The organism is Lentzea sp. NBRC 102530 (assembly GCF_030269365.1).
Lineage (GTDB): Bacteria > Actinomycetota > Actinomycetes > Mycobacteriales > Pseudonocardiaceae > Lentzea.
Genome location: NZ_BSTF01000011.1, coordinates 1 through 17,183, shown reverse-complemented (window position 1 = coordinate 17,183; position 17,183 = coordinate 1). Strand labels below are relative to the sequence as shown.

At 68.7% G+C, this 17,183-nt stretch carries 16 protein-coding genes and 1 tRNA gene; 12 read left to right on the top strand and 5 right to left on the bottom strand.

Features of this window, described 5'->3' with window-relative positions; all coding sequences use genetic code 11:
* Positions 1-114 precede the first annotated feature (114 nt).
* The 6 genes from sepX to QSK25_RS27390 all read left to right on the top strand — a co-directional run bounded on the left by sepX (position 115) and on the right by QSK25_RS27390 (position 5,313).
* On the top strand, positions 115-837 hold the full coding sequence (gene sepX / locus QSK25_RS27415; RefSeq protein ID WP_285642442.1) for a divisome protein SepX/GlpR: 723 nt from the start codon (positions 115-117) through the stop codon (positions 835-837).
* A 58-nt stretch (positions 838-895) separates the two neighbouring features.
* Positions 896-968: transfer RNA gene (locus tag QSK25_RS27410), tRNA-Ala, on the top strand.
* 257 nt (positions 969-1,225) lie between these two features.
* Positions 1,226-1,945 (top strand): hypothetical protein, encoded by a 720-nt coding sequence (locus QSK25_RS27405; protein WP_285642441.1) that lies wholly within the window; start codon positions 1,226-1,228, stop codon positions 1,943-1,945.
* Positions 1,946-2,040: 95 nt separating this feature from the next.
* Positions 2,041-2,415 carry a cupin domain-containing protein gene (locus QSK25_RS27400; RefSeq protein ID WP_285642439.1) on the top strand — a complete coding sequence of 125 codons (375 nt, stop codon included), beginning with the start codon at positions 2,041-2,043 and terminating at the stop codon, positions 2,413-2,415.
* 145 nt (positions 2,416-2,560) lie between these two features.
* Positions 2,561-3,103, top strand: coding sequence for a hypothetical protein (locus QSK25_RS27395; RefSeq protein WP_285642438.1), 543 nt, complete (start codon positions 2,561-2,563; stop codon positions 3,101-3,103).
* A 245-nt stretch (positions 3,104-3,348) separates the two neighbouring features.
* Positions 3,349-5,313 carry a serine/threonine-protein kinase gene (locus tag QSK25_RS27390; RefSeq protein ID WP_285642437.1) on the top strand — a complete coding sequence of 655 codons (1,965 nt, stop codon included), beginning with the start codon at positions 3,349-3,351 and terminating at the stop codon, positions 5,311-5,313.
* 555 nt (positions 5,314-5,868) lie between these two features.
* Here QSK25_RS27390 and QSK25_RS27385 read toward each other — a convergent pair.
* Positions 5,869-6,456, bottom strand: coding sequence for a hypothetical protein (locus QSK25_RS27385; protein WP_285642436.1), 588 nt, complete (start codon positions 6,454-6,456; stop codon positions 5,869-5,871).
* Positions 6,457-6,520: 64 nt separating this feature from the next.
* Between QSK25_RS27385 and QSK25_RS27380 the strand changes: the two genes are divergently transcribed.
* Complete coding sequence (locus QSK25_RS27380) at positions 6,521-7,042, top strand: RNA polymerase sigma factor (RefSeq protein WP_285642435.1); 522 nt, start codon at positions 6,521-6,523, stop codon at positions 7,040-7,042.
* Positions 7,032-7,685 carry a hypothetical protein gene (locus QSK25_RS27375; RefSeq protein WP_285642434.1) on the top strand — a complete coding sequence of 218 codons (654 nt, stop codon included), beginning with the start codon at positions 7,032-7,034 and terminating at the stop codon, positions 7,683-7,685. Before QSK25_RS27380 ends, QSK25_RS27375 begins: the two co-directional genes overlap by 11 nt.
* On the opposite strand, the gene QSK25_RS27370 is transcribed toward QSK25_RS27375, so the two are convergent.
* On the bottom strand, positions 7,672-9,210 hold the full coding sequence (locus QSK25_RS27370; protein WP_285642430.1) for a dolichyl-phosphate-mannose--protein mannosyltransferase: 1,539 nt from the start codon (positions 9,208-9,210) through the stop codon (positions 7,672-7,674). The genes QSK25_RS27375 and QSK25_RS27370 overlap by 14 nt on opposite strands.
* Before the next feature lie 24 nt (positions 9,211-9,234).
* Here QSK25_RS27370 and rsmI point away from each other — a divergent pair, with 24 nt between their 5' ends.
* Positions 9,235-10,080, top strand: a complete 846-nt coding sequence (rsmI, locus tag QSK25_RS27365) for a 16S rRNA (cytidine(1402)-2'-O)-methyltransferase (RefSeq protein WP_285642427.1) — start codon at positions 9,235-9,237, stop codon at positions 10,078-10,080.
* Here rsmI and QSK25_RS27360 read toward each other — a convergent pair.
* The 3 genes from QSK25_RS27360 to QSK25_RS27350 are packed head-to-tail and all read right to left on the bottom strand — an operon-like array spanning position 10,072 to position 12,332.
* The gene (locus tag QSK25_RS27360; RefSeq protein WP_285642425.1) at positions 10,072-10,800 is read right to left on the bottom strand and encodes an ABC transporter permease; all 729 of its coding nucleotides are present in this window, start codon (positions 10,798-10,800) and stop codon (positions 10,072-10,074) included. The genes rsmI and QSK25_RS27360 overlap by 9 nt on opposite strands.
* A complete protein-coding gene (locus QSK25_RS27355; protein ID WP_285642423.1) occupies positions 10,790-11,722 on the bottom strand; it encodes an ATP-binding cassette domain-containing protein in 933 nt (310 codons plus the stop codon). Before QSK25_RS27355 ends, QSK25_RS27360 begins: the two co-directional genes overlap by 11 nt.
* A 58-nt stretch (positions 11,723-11,780) precedes the next feature.
* The gene (locus QSK25_RS27350) at positions 11,781-12,332 is read right to left on the bottom strand and encodes a PadR family transcriptional regulator (RefSeq protein ID WP_285642420.1); all 552 of its coding nucleotides are present in this window, start codon (positions 12,330-12,332) and stop codon (positions 11,781-11,783) included.
* Between the two features lie 54 nt (positions 12,333-12,386).
* Between QSK25_RS27350 and metG the strand changes: the two genes are divergently transcribed.
* The 3 genes from metG (at position 12,387) to QSK25_RS27335 (ending at position 16,715) form a co-directional block, all read left to right on the top strand.
* Positions 12,387-14,180 carry a methionine--tRNA ligase gene (metG, locus tag QSK25_RS27345; RefSeq protein ID WP_285642418.1) on the top strand — a complete coding sequence of 598 codons (1,794 nt, stop codon included), beginning with the start codon at positions 12,387-12,389 and terminating at the stop codon, positions 14,178-14,180.
* Between the two features lie 26 nt (positions 14,181-14,206).
* Positions 14,207-15,001, top strand: coding sequence for a TatD family hydrolase (locus tag QSK25_RS27340; protein WP_285642416.1), 795 nt, complete (start codon positions 14,207-14,209; stop codon positions 14,999-15,001).
* A 304-nt stretch (positions 15,002-15,305) separates the two neighbouring features.
* Positions 15,306-16,715 (top strand): resuscitation-promoting factor, encoded by a 1,410-nt coding sequence (locus QSK25_RS27335; RefSeq protein WP_285642415.1) that lies wholly within the window; start codon positions 15,306-15,308, stop codon positions 16,713-16,715.
* Positions 16,716-17,183 lie beyond the last annotated feature (468 nt).

The window sequence follows — 17,183 nt, the reverse complement described above, 5'->3', positions numbered from 1 at the left end:
TGATACACCACACTTTCGTACGCACCGAGTCCGGCGAGCCTCCGAGACAGGTGTGACTGTTGTGACTAGCGTGGTTGGCAGCACCACGCGTGGGCCGGGGGAGGTGAACGGGGAATGCCGAGTTCGCTGATCATCGTTGCGCTGGTCGTCGCCTGGCTCGTGGTCCTCGTCCCCATGATGGCCCGCAAGCGCCAGGAGAGTGCGCGCAGCGTGGGGGAGGAGTACGACGCCATGCCAGACGCCGAGTACGACGACATCCACGACATCGACGACGACTACTTCGACGAGGAGGAGTACGTCGAGCGCCCGTTCCGGCGTGGCCGCGGTGGCTACGACCCGGAGACCGCGGCGTTGGTCGCCCAGGCCAAGTACGCGTTCCGGCGCAGAGTGGTCGCGTTCCTGTTCGTCGCCGCCGTGGTGTCGGGCATCGTCGCCGGGGTCTTCTTCGCGAAGCTCTGGTACGGCCACGCCGCGATCGACCTGCTGCTCGTCGGGTACCTGACGTACCTGCGCCGGCAGGTGCGGATCGAGGAGGAGATCCGCGCCCGCCGCCTCGCCCGCCTGCAGCAGGTGCGCCGCCGCCGGGCGACGGGCCCGCAGCCGCAGGAGGCGCCGGCTCCGGTCGTCGCGGACCTGCCGAAGCAGGCCGGTGCCGACGAGCAGGAGACCACGCAGGTCGAGGTCGTCGAGGAACGTCCCGCGCTGCCGCCGTTGCCGCGCTTCGAACACCACGTCCGTCCCGGCACGATCCCGGTCGACTCCGACGACGAGGACCCGGTCTTCGTCGAGTTAGAGGGACTGGAGTCGCTGCGGTACAGGGGTGCTGTCGGGGCTTAGAGGGGGTGGTGAAAACACCCCTCTCGGGACTGCTATAGTTCTCTTCGTAAGGCAGCAAGGGGCTGTAGCACAGTTGGTAGCGCGTCTCGTTCGCATCGAGAAGGTCAGGGGTTCGATTCCCCTCAGCTCCACGTTCGTTCCTCGGGCCGAGTACGTCTGCAGAAAGCGCAGACTGCTCGGCCCGAAGTGTTTTCTGGGGGCCGAGCCCCCAGGCCCCACGCCGGGGGCACGCCCCGGACCCCCGTAGGTTGACCGGTGGGTCGGGGTTCTGCGTCCGTCCGATGTGGACGAGTGCTGCGGACCTCGGGAAACCCGTTCGGCTCGGTGCGCTGCGCCGGATACCTTGTGCGGCGTGAACATCCTTGGGGGATTGAAAGCAGCGTGCGTCGTGGCGGTGGCACTCACCGCCGTCGGTTGTTCGGCGGGACCGGGCTCGGGGTCGGGGGACCAGCAGCCCGCGCCGGACAAGAAGGTCCTCGACGTCAGCGGTTTCGGGAAGCTGAAGCCGGGAATGTCCAAACAGGACGCCTTGGCGACCGGCGAGCTCGCCGCGAGCGCCGCGGGCAGGACCGGCAAGTGCGAGGACTACCGGTACGCGGGCGCGCCGCAGCCGGACGCGGCACAGCTCGCGGAAGAGGCCGAGTTCGAGAAGAAGTACGAGGCCGCGCAGAAGGCCGCCGACGACGCGGAGGCGGCGCTGGGCCCGGCGCCGGGCGCGAACGCGGGTGCCGCCGAGTTCGCCGCCTACGCCGAGAAGTCCGCGGCGTCGGCCGAGCTCAGCGCCAAGGCGACCGAACTCATCTCGGAGTCCACGAAGCGGATGGTCGCGCGGGCGGAGGCGAGGGAGGCAGGCGGTGGTGTGCTGTTCGCGGGCGACAAGATCCGCATGATCCTGCCGCCGCCGGGCGTCACGACGACGAAGGACATCGCCAAGGGCGCGACGGTCGAGCAGCTCAAGGCCGCCTACCCGAACGCCGTGGAGAAGGAGTCCGGCAAGACGTTCGAGGTGCCGGTGCCCGACCGGACCGACGTCGTGCTGAGCTTCCACGTCGCCGACGGCAAGGTCACGACGTTCATGCTGTTCAACGCCTCGGCCGAGTGCGTCTGAGCTGACCGGGAAAGGGCCGTTCACCGTAATGTGAGCGGCACTTTCGTCTATATAGAGGCCGTACGTTCCTTCAGCTCCCGCGAAAGGCTGCACCCATGAGCGACGCGCCGCAGGACAAGGTCACGGTCCTGTCCGCCGATGCCCTTGCACAGATGAAGGCGTTCCCGCTGCACGGCGACGAACGGCTGAAGAACAAGCTGCTGTGGAAGTCCCCCGACGGGGGCACCATCGTCGGCCTGCTCCAGATGGCACCGGGCGCGCGCGACGTCGGCCACAACCACCCGTCGGCCACGCAGCACACGTGGGTCGTCGACGGCACGGTGAGCATCGGGGGCGTGGAGGCGACGGCGGGTTCGTACGCGTTCGTGCCGCCGGGCGTGGACCACGAGACCGTCGCGGGCGACGAGCCGGTCACGATGTTCTACATCTACCAGCCGACCGCCGAGCACGACCACGATCACGACCACTGACAGGCCGCCGTTTCCGCGCGGTCCGGACGTCCTGACGGGCGCGGCGACAACCGCGCCCACCTGGGGTAGAACCTCTTTTTCGCGCTCACCCATCTATGGGGTGAAGTTGGGTGAAGAACGCGGCGTCGACAAATAGTTTTCTCTCATGAGATCTGTGGTCGCCGCGTTATTACTCGGGGCCGTCACCTCCAGCGGTGCGACGGCCTCCGAGGCCCCTGCCGCCAGGTGCACGGCCGCCCGCCCCGTCGTCTCCAGCACGGAGACAGCTGTCGAAGCGCGCGTTCTCACCGGCTGCACGGCCGGTGAGCTCGTCGTCTTCCGGGCCGCCCTGACCTTCCGCGCCCACGGCACGCAGTGCAGCGCGCTCGCCGAGGAACTCGAAGCGGACCCGGCCACCGAGCCGCAGTGGATCCGCGCCCGCCTGCAGCTGACCTGTGGACCCGGTGAGAAGGGCCACGCCGGCTCGCAGACCACCGTCGAGATGTTCGACCAGAAGAACACCCGCGTCGCCACCTACGGCCTTTCCGACTCCTACGCGGAGAAGACCGGCTCGCACCTGTGGACCGTCGAGTTCGTCGCCGGCCTCGGTGACCTGCCCGTGGCGCCCGACCCGGCTGTGCAGACCTCCAGCGCGTCGGCGGGGCGGGGGAGCACCCTCACCAGGATCGATCACCAGACCCGTTCCTGATCACCCGTTCGCCACGGCGTCCTTCGGCGTGTCTTCGATAACGAATCGCGCAAAAAGGCCGACTCCTGTCAACGGAGCCGTCCATCGCAACGTGTAAGAGCCAACAGGCCGAACGTGCGCTGGGCGGAGGTACAACGCGGTGATCAAGGAAAGGGTTGCTGTGGCGTCAACCGCAGGCCAATTACGCACCGTAAGCTGACAGGGCGCCTAGGCTGGGGGTGATCTCGGAAGGGGTGGTGTGAGTCGTGGGGCTCGCTGAGTCCTTGCTCACGTGGCTGCACGGCTTCGTGGGTGCGAGTGTCTGCCCCGGTGACTGGGTGTGGACCACCACGGCGCTCGGTGCGGTGCTCGGGTTGTTCCCGACCATAGGTGCGTTGCTGTCCATCGCGGTGCGCCGCGTAGTCGGCAACTCCTACGGACCCGTGACCGGTGCCATCTTCACCGTGCTCGGCGTCGCCAGCTGCCTGGTGCTGCCGTGGCTGATCATGCGCGGGACCGTCGAGGGGTTGAAGGACCGCAGCATCATCGGTGCCGACTCGCTCGACGCGGCCACCTGCTTCGGGACGTTCTCCCAGGGCAACTACCTGGTCGACGGGGCTCCGTCGATCATCGGCGTGATCCAGCGGCCCGGCCAGTCCGTCGTCTTCCTGGTCGCCGCGGGCATCACGATCGTGCTCGCCCTGCTCTGCCTGCTGTTCGTCATGCTGCAGTCGGGCTCGGCGTTCCGGCTCGGGCCGAACTGGCCGCGCCGGGTGTTCTGGCCGATGTTCCTGGTACTGCTGGTGACGACGTCGGCATTCCCCGTGACCCTGGTGGGCCATGTGCTCCTCGGGTTTCTGCCGATTGCGGTAATCGGGTCAATCGTCGTGCGGATTTTCGGGTTGACTACCGCCATGCTCAACCGCCCCGGCCGCGACCGGTCCCAGGACCGGAACTCGCAGAACCCGCCACCGCAGCCGGTGGCGCGCACGCCGCAGCCCCAGAACAACCAGCTGCCGCAGGGTCAGCCGAAGCAGAAGGCGCCGACCAAGCCGATCACGGCCGCGCAGCACCAGCCGCCCGGCCAGAACCCGCCGCCCTACCAGCCGGCGCAGGTGCCGAAGTACCAGCCGGCGCCGATGAACCGGCCGATGCGCCCGGTCACCCAGCCGCAGCAGCCGCCGCAGAACCAGCCGCCGCGCCAGTACCCGCCGACCCGCGTCGCCGAGGTCGTGCCGCAGCCCGGTCCGCCCCAGCCGTCGAACCCGGCGGTGCTCGCGGACACGCCGGGCCCGCTGCCGTTCGGTCCGGGCGCCGCCAACGCCGAGTCACCCGCACCCGTGCAGAAGTCGGGCAAGGTCTGGAACCCGGGCAACGGCCGGTTCCGCCGCGTCCGCCAGCTCGGCTCCGGCGGCTTCGGCACGGTCTGGCTCGCCGTCGACGAACAGCTCGACCGCACCGTCGCCGTGAAGCTCGCGCACGCCCCGGACAACGAGACCGAGGCCCGCATGCTCCGCGAGGCCCGCGCGCTGGCCGCCGTCCGCCACCCGAACTGCGTGCGCGTGTTCGACATCGTCCAGGACCCGGACGGCCTCGCCCTGGTCATGGAGTACATCGAGGGCGCCTCGCTGTCCGAGACGGTGCTGAAGAACGGCCTGATCGACGACAAGCTCGCCGCCCGCCTCTGGCTGAACATGGCCGACGCCCTGGCAGCGGCCCACGACCGGGGCGTCCTGCACCGCGACGTGAAGCCGTCCAACGTGATCGTCGACGGCCAGGGCACCGCGCACCTGATCGACTTCGGCATCGCCCGCTCCAAGGGCGACAGCACCCTCACCGCCACCGGCATGATGGTGGGCACGCCCGACTTCCTCGCGCCCGAGACGGCACGGGGCGAGACGGCGTCACCGGCCTCGGACTCGTGGCAGCTGGCGGCCACCGTGTCGTACGCGCTGACGGGCCACCCGCCGCGCGGCTCCCGCGAGAACCCGATCTCCTCGCTGATGGCCGCGGCCCAGGGTGAGCCGATCACCAAGCTGCCGCAGAACAGCGCGCACGCGCGGCTGTTGCTGGCGGCGATGGACCCCGAACCGGGTCGTCGTCCGTCGCTGGCGCAGGTGCGGGGGCAGTTGTCCTCGTTCCTCGACCAGCAGGGGATGAGCAAGGAGGGCCCGGTGACCAAGATGATCACCAAGCCGGGTCCGCCGCCGACGAGGCACATGCCGATGTAGGCGAACGGCTCGCGCGGCCGTCAGCGGTGCCGAAGGGAAAGAAGGACTCGGCACCGCGACGGCTGTCGTGGCGGTGGCGCGGCAACTCGACCGTGGCGTCGGCACGGACGTCAGGCCGGCGTTGTCTCGCAAGGACCTCGCCGAACCCCGGGTCCGGCTTCCCGGCGGCTCACGCAGTTCGTGGCGCACGGTAGGGGAGCCGGCGCGTCCGAACTGCCGGCTGCGGTCTGGGCGAACCCCGCGCTGCTCATCGCCGACCCGCAGTAGAAGATCCGAGGAATCCGGGTGGAGATCACGATGCCATGCGGAGGCCGCGTTCGTGCTGCCCGCCGTCGTCGCAGGACGGGCCCGGACTCCACCCGCCGGTCGCGGTTCCGGTGCAGGAGTCGTCCGACGTTCCGGTCGACGCTTAGGCGAACCGGGTGAACGTTGGACCGGTCCGTAACGGTGGTTCAGCCTTCAACGACCTAGGTCGTGGTTCACCCGCAAGCCCCGGCATCTCACGGGATGCCATGCGAAGAGTGGTGAGGCGGTTTCCGCCGATCGCCTCACCACTCACCTTCGGCCGGACGGCCGCAACCTCCTGCGCAGCAAGAAGAACAGCCCTGCCGCGCCGAGGACCACGAGTCCGGCGAGCCACACCGGCAAGGGCTTTCCCGAAGACGGCGACACCGCGGCGGCCGGCGCGGGCGAAGCGGGTTTAGCCAGCGGCGGTGCGATCTCCTGCCACGGCCACCCCGCGTCGTCGAGACCCTGCACCACCTGCGGGTCCACGGGTTTCACCAGCAACGTGCCCGGCACCGTCAACGTCCCGAGTGGGTGCTCCTCGAACCACCCCTGCACCCCGAACACCTCGTAGGTGCCGGCCGGCAGCGCGAAGGTGACGGCGTAGTGCGCGGGTTCGCCGAGGGCGACGCCCACGAACGAACGCGCGTCAGCGCCGGACTGGAAGCGCAGGCCCGTCTTGCCCAGGTCGCCGGACGCCGGGTGCGTGCCGTGTTGCAGCACCCAGTAGCCGACGGTGTGGGCGACGGACGGCTGGATCGACGGGACCGGGTCGAGGTAGGTGACCGCCCAGCCGCCGGCGACCGCGGTGGGTGTGCTGATCAGCAGGAAAGCGCACATCAAGGCGAGAATCCTCATGGTGCGGATACACCGGGAACCGACCGCGGGTTCCCGGTGTAGAGAGGGCATCACGGACGAAGCGGTGGCACGGGCGATCGCAGGCGACCAGGCGGCCTACGGCGAGCTGGTCGTCCGGTACACCGCGCTCGCGCACCGGACCGCGTACCTGCTCGGGGCCGGTGCGGACGCCGGGGACGTGGTGCAGGAGGCGTTCGTGAAGGCGTACCGGAAGCTCCACACGTTCAAGACGGGCGCGGACTTCAAGCCGTGGCTGCTCAAGATCGTCGCCAACGAGACCAAGAACCTGCACCGCAGCAGGAGGCGGCGCAACCTGATGGAGCTGAGGCTCGCCACCATCACCGATACCGTCGACCACGACGATCCCGGCACGCTGGTGGACGACTCGCGCACACAACTCCTCAAGGCCGTGCAGAGCCTGAGCGAGAGCGACCGGCAGGTCGTCACGTGCCGGTATCTGCTGGACCTGAGCGAGGCCGAGACCGCGCAGACCCTGGGGCTCGCCAAGGGAACCGTGAAGTCGCGGCTGTCCAGAGCGCTGCACAAGCTGCGCCCGATGCTGGAGGAGGTGGCCCATGATCGATGACCAGGCGGAAGCCCTGCGCGACCTCGGCCGCCACCTGCACGTGCCGGATCCACCGGACATCAGCGCACAGGTCCTCGCGGAGATCAACGAGCCGAAGCGCCGCACCTGGCTGAGAGCACTCGTAGCGGCGGCAACGGCGTTCGCCATCGCGTTCGCGGTGTCCCCGGCCGTCCGCGCGGGCGTGCAGCAACTCCTGGAGTTCGCCGGCGTCGAGTTCCGCACGGAAGCGCCGCGGAGCATCGCGCCGCCGCTGCCGAGCCAGGACGTCTCACTCGAAGAGGCGCGCAAGCAGATGCCTTTCGAGATCCACCTGCCGCGACAGCTCGGCACCCCGGACCAGGTGACCGTCCACGAAGGACGGTTCGTCACCCTGCACTACGGCGACCTGAGGCTCGACCAGTTCGACGGCACCATCAGCTCGACCGTCGGCAAGCTGGTCCACCAGGACGGCGTCGAGCAGATCGACGACAAGATCTGGATCCCGTACCCGCACGTGTTCTTCTACGTCGACCGCACCGGCGAGTGGCGCACCGAGGAACCGCAGAAGGCGGGCCAAACCCTGCTGTGGCAAAGAGATCAGGTCACCTTCCGGCTCGAAGGTGACCTGACCAAGGAACGAGCTCTCGAAATCAGCGCCAGCTAGGCAACCACAGCTGCTGCTGCCACAGCTCGGGTGTGATCGGCACGCCGTTCAGGATCGGCCACAGCCACACGAAGTTCGCCACCACGATGCCCACGTACAGAGCGACGACGAGCATCCCGGTGCCGCGCCGTTCCGAACCGGCGGACGAACGACCCAGGACCTCGCCCAGCGCCAGCACGATCAGCAGCACCAGGAACGGCGCCATCGGCGTGACGTAGAAGAAGTACATCTGCCGGTCGAGGTTCAGGAACCACGGCAGCAGACCGGCGGCGTACCCGACCAGGACGGCGGCGTAGCGCCAGTCCATCCGGCCGATCGTGCGGTACAGGGCCCAGCCGATCACCGGGAACGCCAGCCACCACATCGCGGGCGTGCCGATGAGCATGATCGCGCCGAGGCACGACGCCGCACCGCAACCCGTGACGGTGTTGTCGTAGTAGTAGAGCATCGGACGCAGGCCCATCGGCCACGTCCACGGCTTCGACTCCCACGGGTGCGTGTTGGTCGCCGAGGTGACCAGGCCGACGTGGAACTTGTAGACGTTCTGGGCGTTGTACCAGAGCGACTGCAGCACGTCGGGGATGTAGGAGACGTCCTTGACCTTGCCGCCGACCACGTGCCGGTCGATGCCGGTCTCGCTGGCCATCCACGGGAACCACGTCACGACGTAGACGAGCACCGGGATCGCGACCAGACCGCCCAGCGACGGCAGCACGTCCTTCACCAGCGCGCCCAGCCACGGTTCCTCGACACCGGCCGCACGGCGGGCCAGCGCGCTCCACACGACCGTCAGAAGGCCGAACGCGGCGATGTACCAGATGCCCGACCACTTGATGCCGCACGCGGCACCGAGCATCACGCCCGCGCCGAAGCGCCACCAGCGGAAGCCCAGCCACGGCCCGAACGCCGAGTTGTTGACGAACCCCTCGCGCACGGCCACGGCCAGTCGTTCGCGCACCTGCTCGCGGTCGACCACCAGACAGCCGAACGCGGCGACGACGAACAACGCCAGGAAGATGTCGAGCATGCCCATCCGCGACTGGACGTGCGACACGCCGTCCGCGATGAGCAACACGCCCGCGAGAGCACCCAGCAGGTCCGAGCGGGTCAGACGGCGGGCGATCCGCACGATCAGCAGGATCGTGATCGCACCGGCCAGCGCCGAGGCGAACCGCCAGCCGAGGCCGTCGTAGCCGAAGAGGTCCTGGCCGATCGCCATCAGCTGTTTGGCGAGCGGCGGGTGGACGATCAGCTCGTAGCCCGGGTTGTCCTCGTAGCCGCCGTTGCGCAGCACCTGCGCCGTCTGCGGCACGTAGTGCTTCTCGTCGAAGATCGGCGTGCCCTTGTCCGTCGGATACCCGACGTTCCAGAAGCGCACGACGGCACCGATGAGGGTCACGACGGCCGTCATGAGCCACCCGCGCATCCGGTCTCCATAAGGAGGCGGGTCGAGCGCGGCCGCACGATCCGTGCGCGGCTCCTCGACGACGACGGGCGCCTCACCTGGCTGCACGAGGACTGTCACGCCGCCGATCGTAGGGTGAACCTTGTGAGTCCTGTATCCGGTTCAGGCCGTCTGGTCCTGGCAGCCACCCCTCTCGGCGACATCCGCGACGCCTCCGCGCGCCTGATCGAGGCGCTCGAGACCGCCGACGTGATCGCCGCCGAGGACACCAGGAGAACGCACAGCCTCGCGGCCGCGTTGCAGGTCAAGCCGTCCGGGCGGGTGCTCAGCTTCTACGACCAGAACGAGGTCGGGCGCGTGCCGCAACTGCTCGAAGCGCTGCACAAGGGCGAGACGGTGCTGCTCGTGACGGACGCCGGAATGCCGTCCGTGTCGGATCCGGGTTACCGGCTGGTCGCCGCGTGCGTCGAGCAGGACATCACCGTCACCTGCCTGCCGGGGCCGTCCGCGGTCACGACGGCGCTCGCGTTGTCCGGCCTGCCGAGCGACAGGTTCGCGTTCGACGGCTTCCCGCCGCGCAAGTCCGGCGAACGCAAGCGCTGGTTCGCACCTTTGGCCACCGAGCAACGGACGGTCGTCTTCTTCGAGGCACCCCATCGGCTCGCGGACACCCTCGCCGACGCCGTCGAGGTGCTCGGGCCGGACCGCCGTGTCGCCGTGTGCCGCGAACTGACGAAGAAGTACGAAGAGGTCGTGCGCGGAACCCTCGAAGAACTCGCCGCATGGGCCGTGGAGGGCGCACGCGGCGAGATCACCGTGGTGCTCGGTCCCGCGCCGGTGCAGGACACGCCGGACCTCGACACGCTGGTCGCCGAGGTCAAGCAGCGCGTCGCCGACGGGGAGCGGATGAAGTCGGCCGCCGCCGAGGTCGCGGAAGCGGCCGGGATCAGCAAGAAGACCCTCTACGACGCGGCGGTCAGGTCAAGCTGACTCCTTGTTGAACGTGCGCACGCCGTAGCAGACGCCGACCAGCACGAGCACCGCGACCGAGACCAGCCCGTACGTCATCGTGCCGGGGTTGAAGATCGAGCGTTCGGCGTCCACGACGTGCGCCAGCGGGTTGATCCGCGACAGCCAGTAGAGCCACTCCGGGCCGTTCGACATCGGCAGCAGCACGCCGCTCAGCAGCATCAACGGCACGATGGACGCCGACAGCACCGACGCGAAGACGTACTCCAGCTTCACCTTCAACGCGATCGCGTACGACACCGAGCCGATCGCGATGCCGAGCACCGCCACCAGCCCGAGCCCGAGCAGCATCTGGCCGGCCGACGCGCGGAACCCGAACAGCATCGCGGCCAGCATGATCAGCAGGCTCTGCACGACCAGCAGCACGACGTCCTTGCCGACCCGTCCGACCAGCAGCGCGACCCGGCTGACCGGGGTGACCCGCAGCCGTTCCATCACGCCCGTGCGGACCTCCGGCAGCAGCGAGAAGCCCGCGTAGGCCGTGCCGAACAACGCCATCTGCACCAGCAGGCCCGGCACGAACCACTGCCAGCCGCCCTCGCCCAGCAGCGGTCCGAAGAGCCCGAGGTAGAGCAACGGCTGGGCGATGCCGAACACGACCGCGACGGGGTTGCGCAGCACCGGCAGCATCACGCGGCAGAAGACGAGCCAGGTGTCGCGCAGAAGGTTCCTATGCGGCATTGCTGCCCTCCCGCAGTGATCGGCCGGTCATGGTCAGGAACACGTCGTCGAGCGTCGGCCGGTGCACCTGGACGGAGTGCAGCTCGACGCCGATGTTGTCGAGGTCGCGCAGCAGGCCCGGCAACGCGCGGTCGCCGTTCGGGATCCGGAAGCTGACCTTCTCGCCGTCGACCACGGCGTCCTCGAACTTGGAGGCGACGACGGCAGCCTGGGCCGTGCCGAGCTCGACCAGGTCGCCGGAGACGCGGTGCTTGAGGTCGTCCGGCGAGCCCTCGCCGACGATCGCGCCGTGGTCGATGACCAGCAGCCGGTCGCTCAGGAAGTCGGCCTCGTCCAGGTAGTGCGTGGTCAGGAAGACCGTGGTGCCGTCCGCCTTGAGCTGGCGGATGTGGTCCCACAGGTTGCGGCGGCTCTGCGGGTCGAGCGCGGTCGACGGCTCGTCCAGGAACAGCAGCCGCGGGTCGTGCAGCATGCCCATCGCGATGTCGAGCCTGCGTTGCTGGCCGCCGGACAACGTGACGACGCCGCGCTTCTCCAGACCCGTGAGGTCGAACCGGTCGAGCAGGTCGGCGACCTTGCGGCGGGCGTCGTGCTTCGCCAGGCCGTAGAAGCGGGCCTGGAACTCCAGCTCGTCGCCGACCCGCTGGTCGAGGCCGCCGCCGCCCTTCTGGCCGACGTAGCCGATGTTGCGGCGCACGCCCGCCGGGTCCTTCAACAGGTCGTGCCCGGCGATCGTCGCCGTGCCCGCCGTCGGTTGCAGCAGTGTCGTGAGCATGCGCAACGTCGTGGACTTGCCGGCGCCGTTCGGGCCGAGGAACCCGACGAGCTCGCCTTCCGCGACGTCGATGTCCACACCCCGCACCGCGTCCACCGGACCGGTCTTGGTCGTGAACCGGCGCGCGAGACCGCGTGCCTCGATCATGACGAAACCCCCTCTAGTCAAGTTTGACTAGAGGCTAGCCCCGACTAATCAAGTTTGACTAGTCCGTCAGCTCGTACTCGCCGGCCTCTAGGCGCTCGATCAACTCCCGAGTCCACCGGACCTGACCTTCGAGATGGACGAGCCACAGTCGAAAGAGCTCGCTGACGTGCGCGGGCTTGCCCATCTCCGGCATCGAGGAGATGCCGTGGCGGGTGGGGGTGAGCTGGCCTTCGAGGCCGGCCAGCCGGTTCTTCAGCAGCACGACGGCCTGCTTGCGGGGGACGAGGTTGAGCATGGCCACGGCCGCGGAGACCTCGTCGTTGCCCGCCGTCGGGTTCGCCAGCGCGTGCCCGATGCGGTCGTCCAGCTCGTGCTCACCGGCGGCCGTGATCCGGTACGTGGTGCGGGCCGGGCCCTCGCCGGACTCGACGCCGACCGGCTCCAGCAGTCCGTCCTTGGCCAGCGACTTCAGCGCGTGGTAGATCGACCCCGGCTGCACGTTCGCCCAGGAGTCGGCCGACCACGACTTGAGCTCGCGGCGCACCACGTAGCCGTGGGCCTCGCCGACCAGCTTGACGATCCCGAGCACCAGCATTCTGGTCGCGGACAATCAGACCTCCCACTCGGTGAAAACCGCCTGGCACCGCCTCCGTAGGCTATGTGCATGAGTGCCTCCGTACTGACCGCGGTGGCCTGGCCTTATGCCAACGGCCCCAGGCACATCGGTCACGTCTCCGGTTTCGGTGTCCCGTCCGACGTCTTCTCCCGCTACATGCGAATGTCCGGACACCGGGTGCTCATGGTCAGCGGCACGGACGAGCACGGCACACCCATCCAGGTGCAGGCCGAGAAGGAGGGCCTGACGGCCCGCGAGCTCGCCGACAAGTACAACCGCGTCATCGCTTCTGACCTGCAGGGCCTCGGCCTCTCCTACGACCTCTTCACCCGCACCACCACCGGCAACCACTACCGGGTGGTGCAGGACCTCTTCCTCGCGCTGTGGAAGAACGGCTACGTCGTGCCCAAGGTCGAGATGGGCGCCATCAGCCCGTCGACCGGCCGCACGCTGCCCGACCGCTTCATCGAGGGCACCTGCCCGATCTGCGGGTACGACGGCGCGCGCGGCGACCAGTGCGACAACTGCGGCAACCAGCTCGACCCGATCGACCTGAAGAACCCGCGTTCGCGGATCAACGGCGAGACGCCGAAGTTCGTCGAGACCGAGCACCTGTTCCTCGACCTGTCGGCGTTCATCGACTCGCTGTCGGGCTGGATGGGCACGCGCGCCGACTGGCGCCCGAACGTGCTCAAGTTCTCGCAGAACCTGATCAAGGACCTGCGGCCGCGCGCGATCACCCGCGACCTCGACTGGGGCATCCCCATCCCGCTCGACGGGTGGAGCGACCAGCCGATGAAGCGGTTCTACGTGTGGTTCGACGCGGTCATCGGGTACCTGTCGGCGTCGGTCGAGTGGGCCCGGCGCACCGGCGACCCCGATGCCTGGAAGGAGTTCTGGACGGGTGACGCCCAGGGCTACTACTTCATGGGCAAGGACAACATCGTCTTCCACTCGCTGATCTGGCCGTCGCTGCTGCTCGGGCAGAACGGCGCGGGCGACAAGGGCGGGGAGCCCGGCCGGTTCGGCACGCTGAACCTGCCGACCGAGGTCGTGTCGTCGGAGTACCTGACGATGTCCGGCTCGAAGTTCTCCACCTCGCGCGGCACCGTGATCTACGTCGGCGACTTCCTGAAGGAGTTCGGGCCGGACGCGCTGCGGTACTTCATCTCCGTCGCGGGCCCGGAGAACCAGGACACGGACTTCACCTGGGAGGAGTTCGTCCGGCGGACGAACTTCGAGCTGGCGAACGAGTGGGGCAACCTGGTCAACCGCTCGATCTCGATGGCGCACAAGAACGTGGGCGCGATCCCGAAGGCCGTCTCGCTGACGCCCGCCGACCACGAGCTGCTCGCGCAGTCCCGCGCGGCGTTCGACACGGTCGGCGCGCACCTGCGCCGGTCGCGGTTCAAGCAGGCCACGGGCGAGGCCATGCGGGTCATCTCGGCGGCGAACAAGTACCTGTCGGACCAGGAGCCGTGGAAGCTCAAGGACGACCCGGACCGCCGCGACTCGGTGCTGCACACGGCTCTGCAGGTCGTGCAGGACGCGAACACGCTGATGACGCCGTTCCTGCCGCACTCGGCGCAGAAGGTGCACGAGGCGTTGGGCGGCACGGGCGTGTGGGCCGCGCAGCCGCAGATGAACGAGGTCCAGGACCTCGACGTCCCCGAGCGCTCCTACCCGGTGCTGACCGGTGACTACGCCGGTGAGCAGGCCAGGTGGGAGTCCACGCCGCTCGAGGTGGGCCGCCCGCTGGAGAAGCCGTCGCCGCTGTTCGGCAAGCTCGACGCGAAGCTGGGCGAGACCGGGCCCGAGTGGGCTCCGATCGTCACCGACTAGTGGCGGACCAGCGCGAACGACCGCCGGTGCCGGAAGCTCTTCCGGCACCGGTGATCGACGCTCACACGCATCTCGACGCGTGTGGCGCCACCGATGCCGCCGGCGTGGCCGTTCTGCTCGACCGGGCAGGCGCCGCCGGCGTCTCGCACGTGATCACCGTCGCGGACGACCTGGCCTCCGCCACGTGGGCCGCCGAGGCGTCCACTTGGGACCCGAGGGTCTACGCGGCGGTCGCCGTGCACCCGACGCGAACCTCCACCTTCGGTGAGGTCGAGAAGGCCGAACTGGAGCGCCTGGCCGTGCTGGATCGCGTCGTGGCGATCGGCGAGACGGGTCTCGACTACTACTGGGACTACTCGCCGCCGGCCGCCCAGCACGAGGCTTTCCGTTGGCACATCGACCTTTCCAAGCGCGTCGGGAAGCCGTTGATGATCCACGACCGGGACGCGCACGAGGACATCCTCAAGATCCTCGACGCCGAGGGCGCACCGTCCACTGTGGTGTTCCACTGCTTCTCCGGCGACGCGGACTTCGCCCGGCGGTGCGTCGACGCGGGGTACGTGCTGTCGTTCGCGGGCCCGGTGACGTTCAAGAACGCCCGTGCGCTGCGGGAGGCGGCGGTGCTCGTACCGCAGGACCAGCTCCTCGTCGAGACCGATGCGCCGTTCCTGACCCCTCATCCGTTCCGCGGGCGTCCAAACGAACCCTATTGTGTGAATTACACAATTCGGGATCTCGCTACTCTCCGTGGTGAAGATCTTTCTGAACTCTGCTCCGCTGTCACCCGTACTGCTCAACGAGTGTTCGGACTCGGGGACTGAAATGCGACTTGGAGCGAACGGAGTAGGCGGTTCCTACCCCCACGGGGTGACTGACGTCACAACATTGGTGGGGGTGTTTGCGCAACGTCGGTTGCCCCGTTACTGTCCCGTGACCGTGCCACCAGAGCCGATGTTGTCGGTTCGGTGCACGCCCGCAGTCGGGGCGGGACCGAAGCCAGAAGCGCGAAGAAGCGAGACCACGTAGGAGGAGTTGCCGGGAACCTTCGAGCTCCAACTCGAATGATCTTGTCAACGCCAACTGTGCGGTGGCCTCACAGCTTCCGCAATGGAGGTATCGACCCTGATGTCCGGTAGCGACAGAACTGCCGCGCCCTACGACTTCAACGACGACACCGACTGGTTCACGCCGGTCGGGCAGACGTCGGTGAGCGTCGCCGATCCCCACCCGAGCTTCCCGCCCGGTGCGTTGACCATCACGCCCGCGGACGTGCTCGAGGTGCTCGGCCCGGACGCGGACGACCTGCTCGCCACCGCGAACGTCGACGTCGACGAGCTGATCCGTCTCATCAACGCCGAGACGACGATCATGCCGCCCCTCGTCCTCCCGTCGGAGGAAGAGGAGCAGCAGGACCCGCAGCTCCTCACCAAGACCGTCACCAACTGGAAGCGCCGCTTCCTCAAGGGCACGGTCGCCGCGATCCTCGTCTCGATCTCCGGCGGCGGCGTGACCGCCATGGCGATGGACAAGTCGCTGACCGTCGAGATCGACGGCGCGATGCAGACCGTCCACTCCTACGAGGGCACGGTCGGCGACGTCCTGGCGGAGGAAGGGATCGTCGTCGGTGAGCACGACGCCCTGTCCCCGTCGCTGAACACCCCGATCTCCGACGGCGGCAAGATCAGCCTCGACCGCGGCCGCCTGCTGAAGATGAGCGTCGACGGCCAGGCCCGCGAGGACTGGGTCCGCTCCATCACCGTCGAGGAAGCCGCCAAGCAGCTCGGCGTGAACCTCGAAGGCGCGTGGATGTCCGCCCAGGGCAGCCAGGACATCCCCCTCGAGGGCATGAACCTCGAGGTGAAGACCCGCAAGAGCATCAAGCTCTTCGACGGCGCCAACCCGGTCCGCGAGATCCAGACCACGGCCCTCTCCGTCGAGGAACTCCTCAAGGCCGAGAACATCACCCTGGGCGCCGAGGACTCCATCACGTCCGGCATGGACGTGAAGCTCGCGAGCGGCGCCGAGGTCTACATCTCCCGCACGGGCGTCACGGTCATCAACGTGACCGAGCCGGTCGCCCCGCCGGTCGAGAAGACCAACGACCCGAACATGAACGCGGGCGAGCAGACGGTCACCGACCCCGGCGCTCCCGGCGAGCAGATCTCGCAGTACAAGGTGACCATCAAGAACGGCAAGGAGGTCAGCAAGGAAAAGCTGAGCTCCAAGGTCACCAAGGAACCGAAGCCGAAGAAGATCACCGTCGGCACCAAGCCCCTGCCCGACAGCGACGTCTGGGACAGGCTCGCCAAGTGCGAGGCGGGCGGCAACTGGGCCATCAACACGGGCAACGGCTACTACGGCGGCCTCCAGTTCTCGGCCAGCACCTGGGCCGCGCACGGCGGCACCGCCTACGCCCAGCTCCCGCACCAGGCGACGCGCGAGCAGCAGATCGCCATCGCGACCAAGCTGCGCGACCGCGCCGGCGGCACCTACGGCGCGTGGCCGGGCTGCCGGGCGAAGCTCGGCCTGCCGTAAACCCGCACCACCCTCTCGGTCCCCTGACAAGGCCGCCCAGGTCCGCCTGGGCGGCCTTCGTCGTGTCCGGGAAGGGGAGGGCCGCGCCGGGGAAGGCCTGCGGCGCGTGGGGGCCGCGGCGGAGGATGGCGGTGGAGCGGTGCGGCTCCGGCGAGCTGCGCGGAGCGCAGCGGCCGGGAGATGAGCAGCCGAGCCACCCAAGGCACAAGCGCAATGCCGCAGGCGAGCCGACCGTCTTGGCTGAACCGTCCAGCCGGTACCCGTGACGTGCCAACGAACCCAGCCACGCACCCGAAGGGATTGGGGCTTGACTTCGGGTGCGAGGTGCTACCACTTGTGGCTCGGCCGGGCGCTTTTCAGCCCGGCCTTTTCCGGACGACCAGCGCCTCGCAAGGGCCCCGAAGATGCTCCTATGGATTGTCAAGCTGTGCTGGGTATGGCGGCGAGGTCTGCGATGAGGCGGGGATA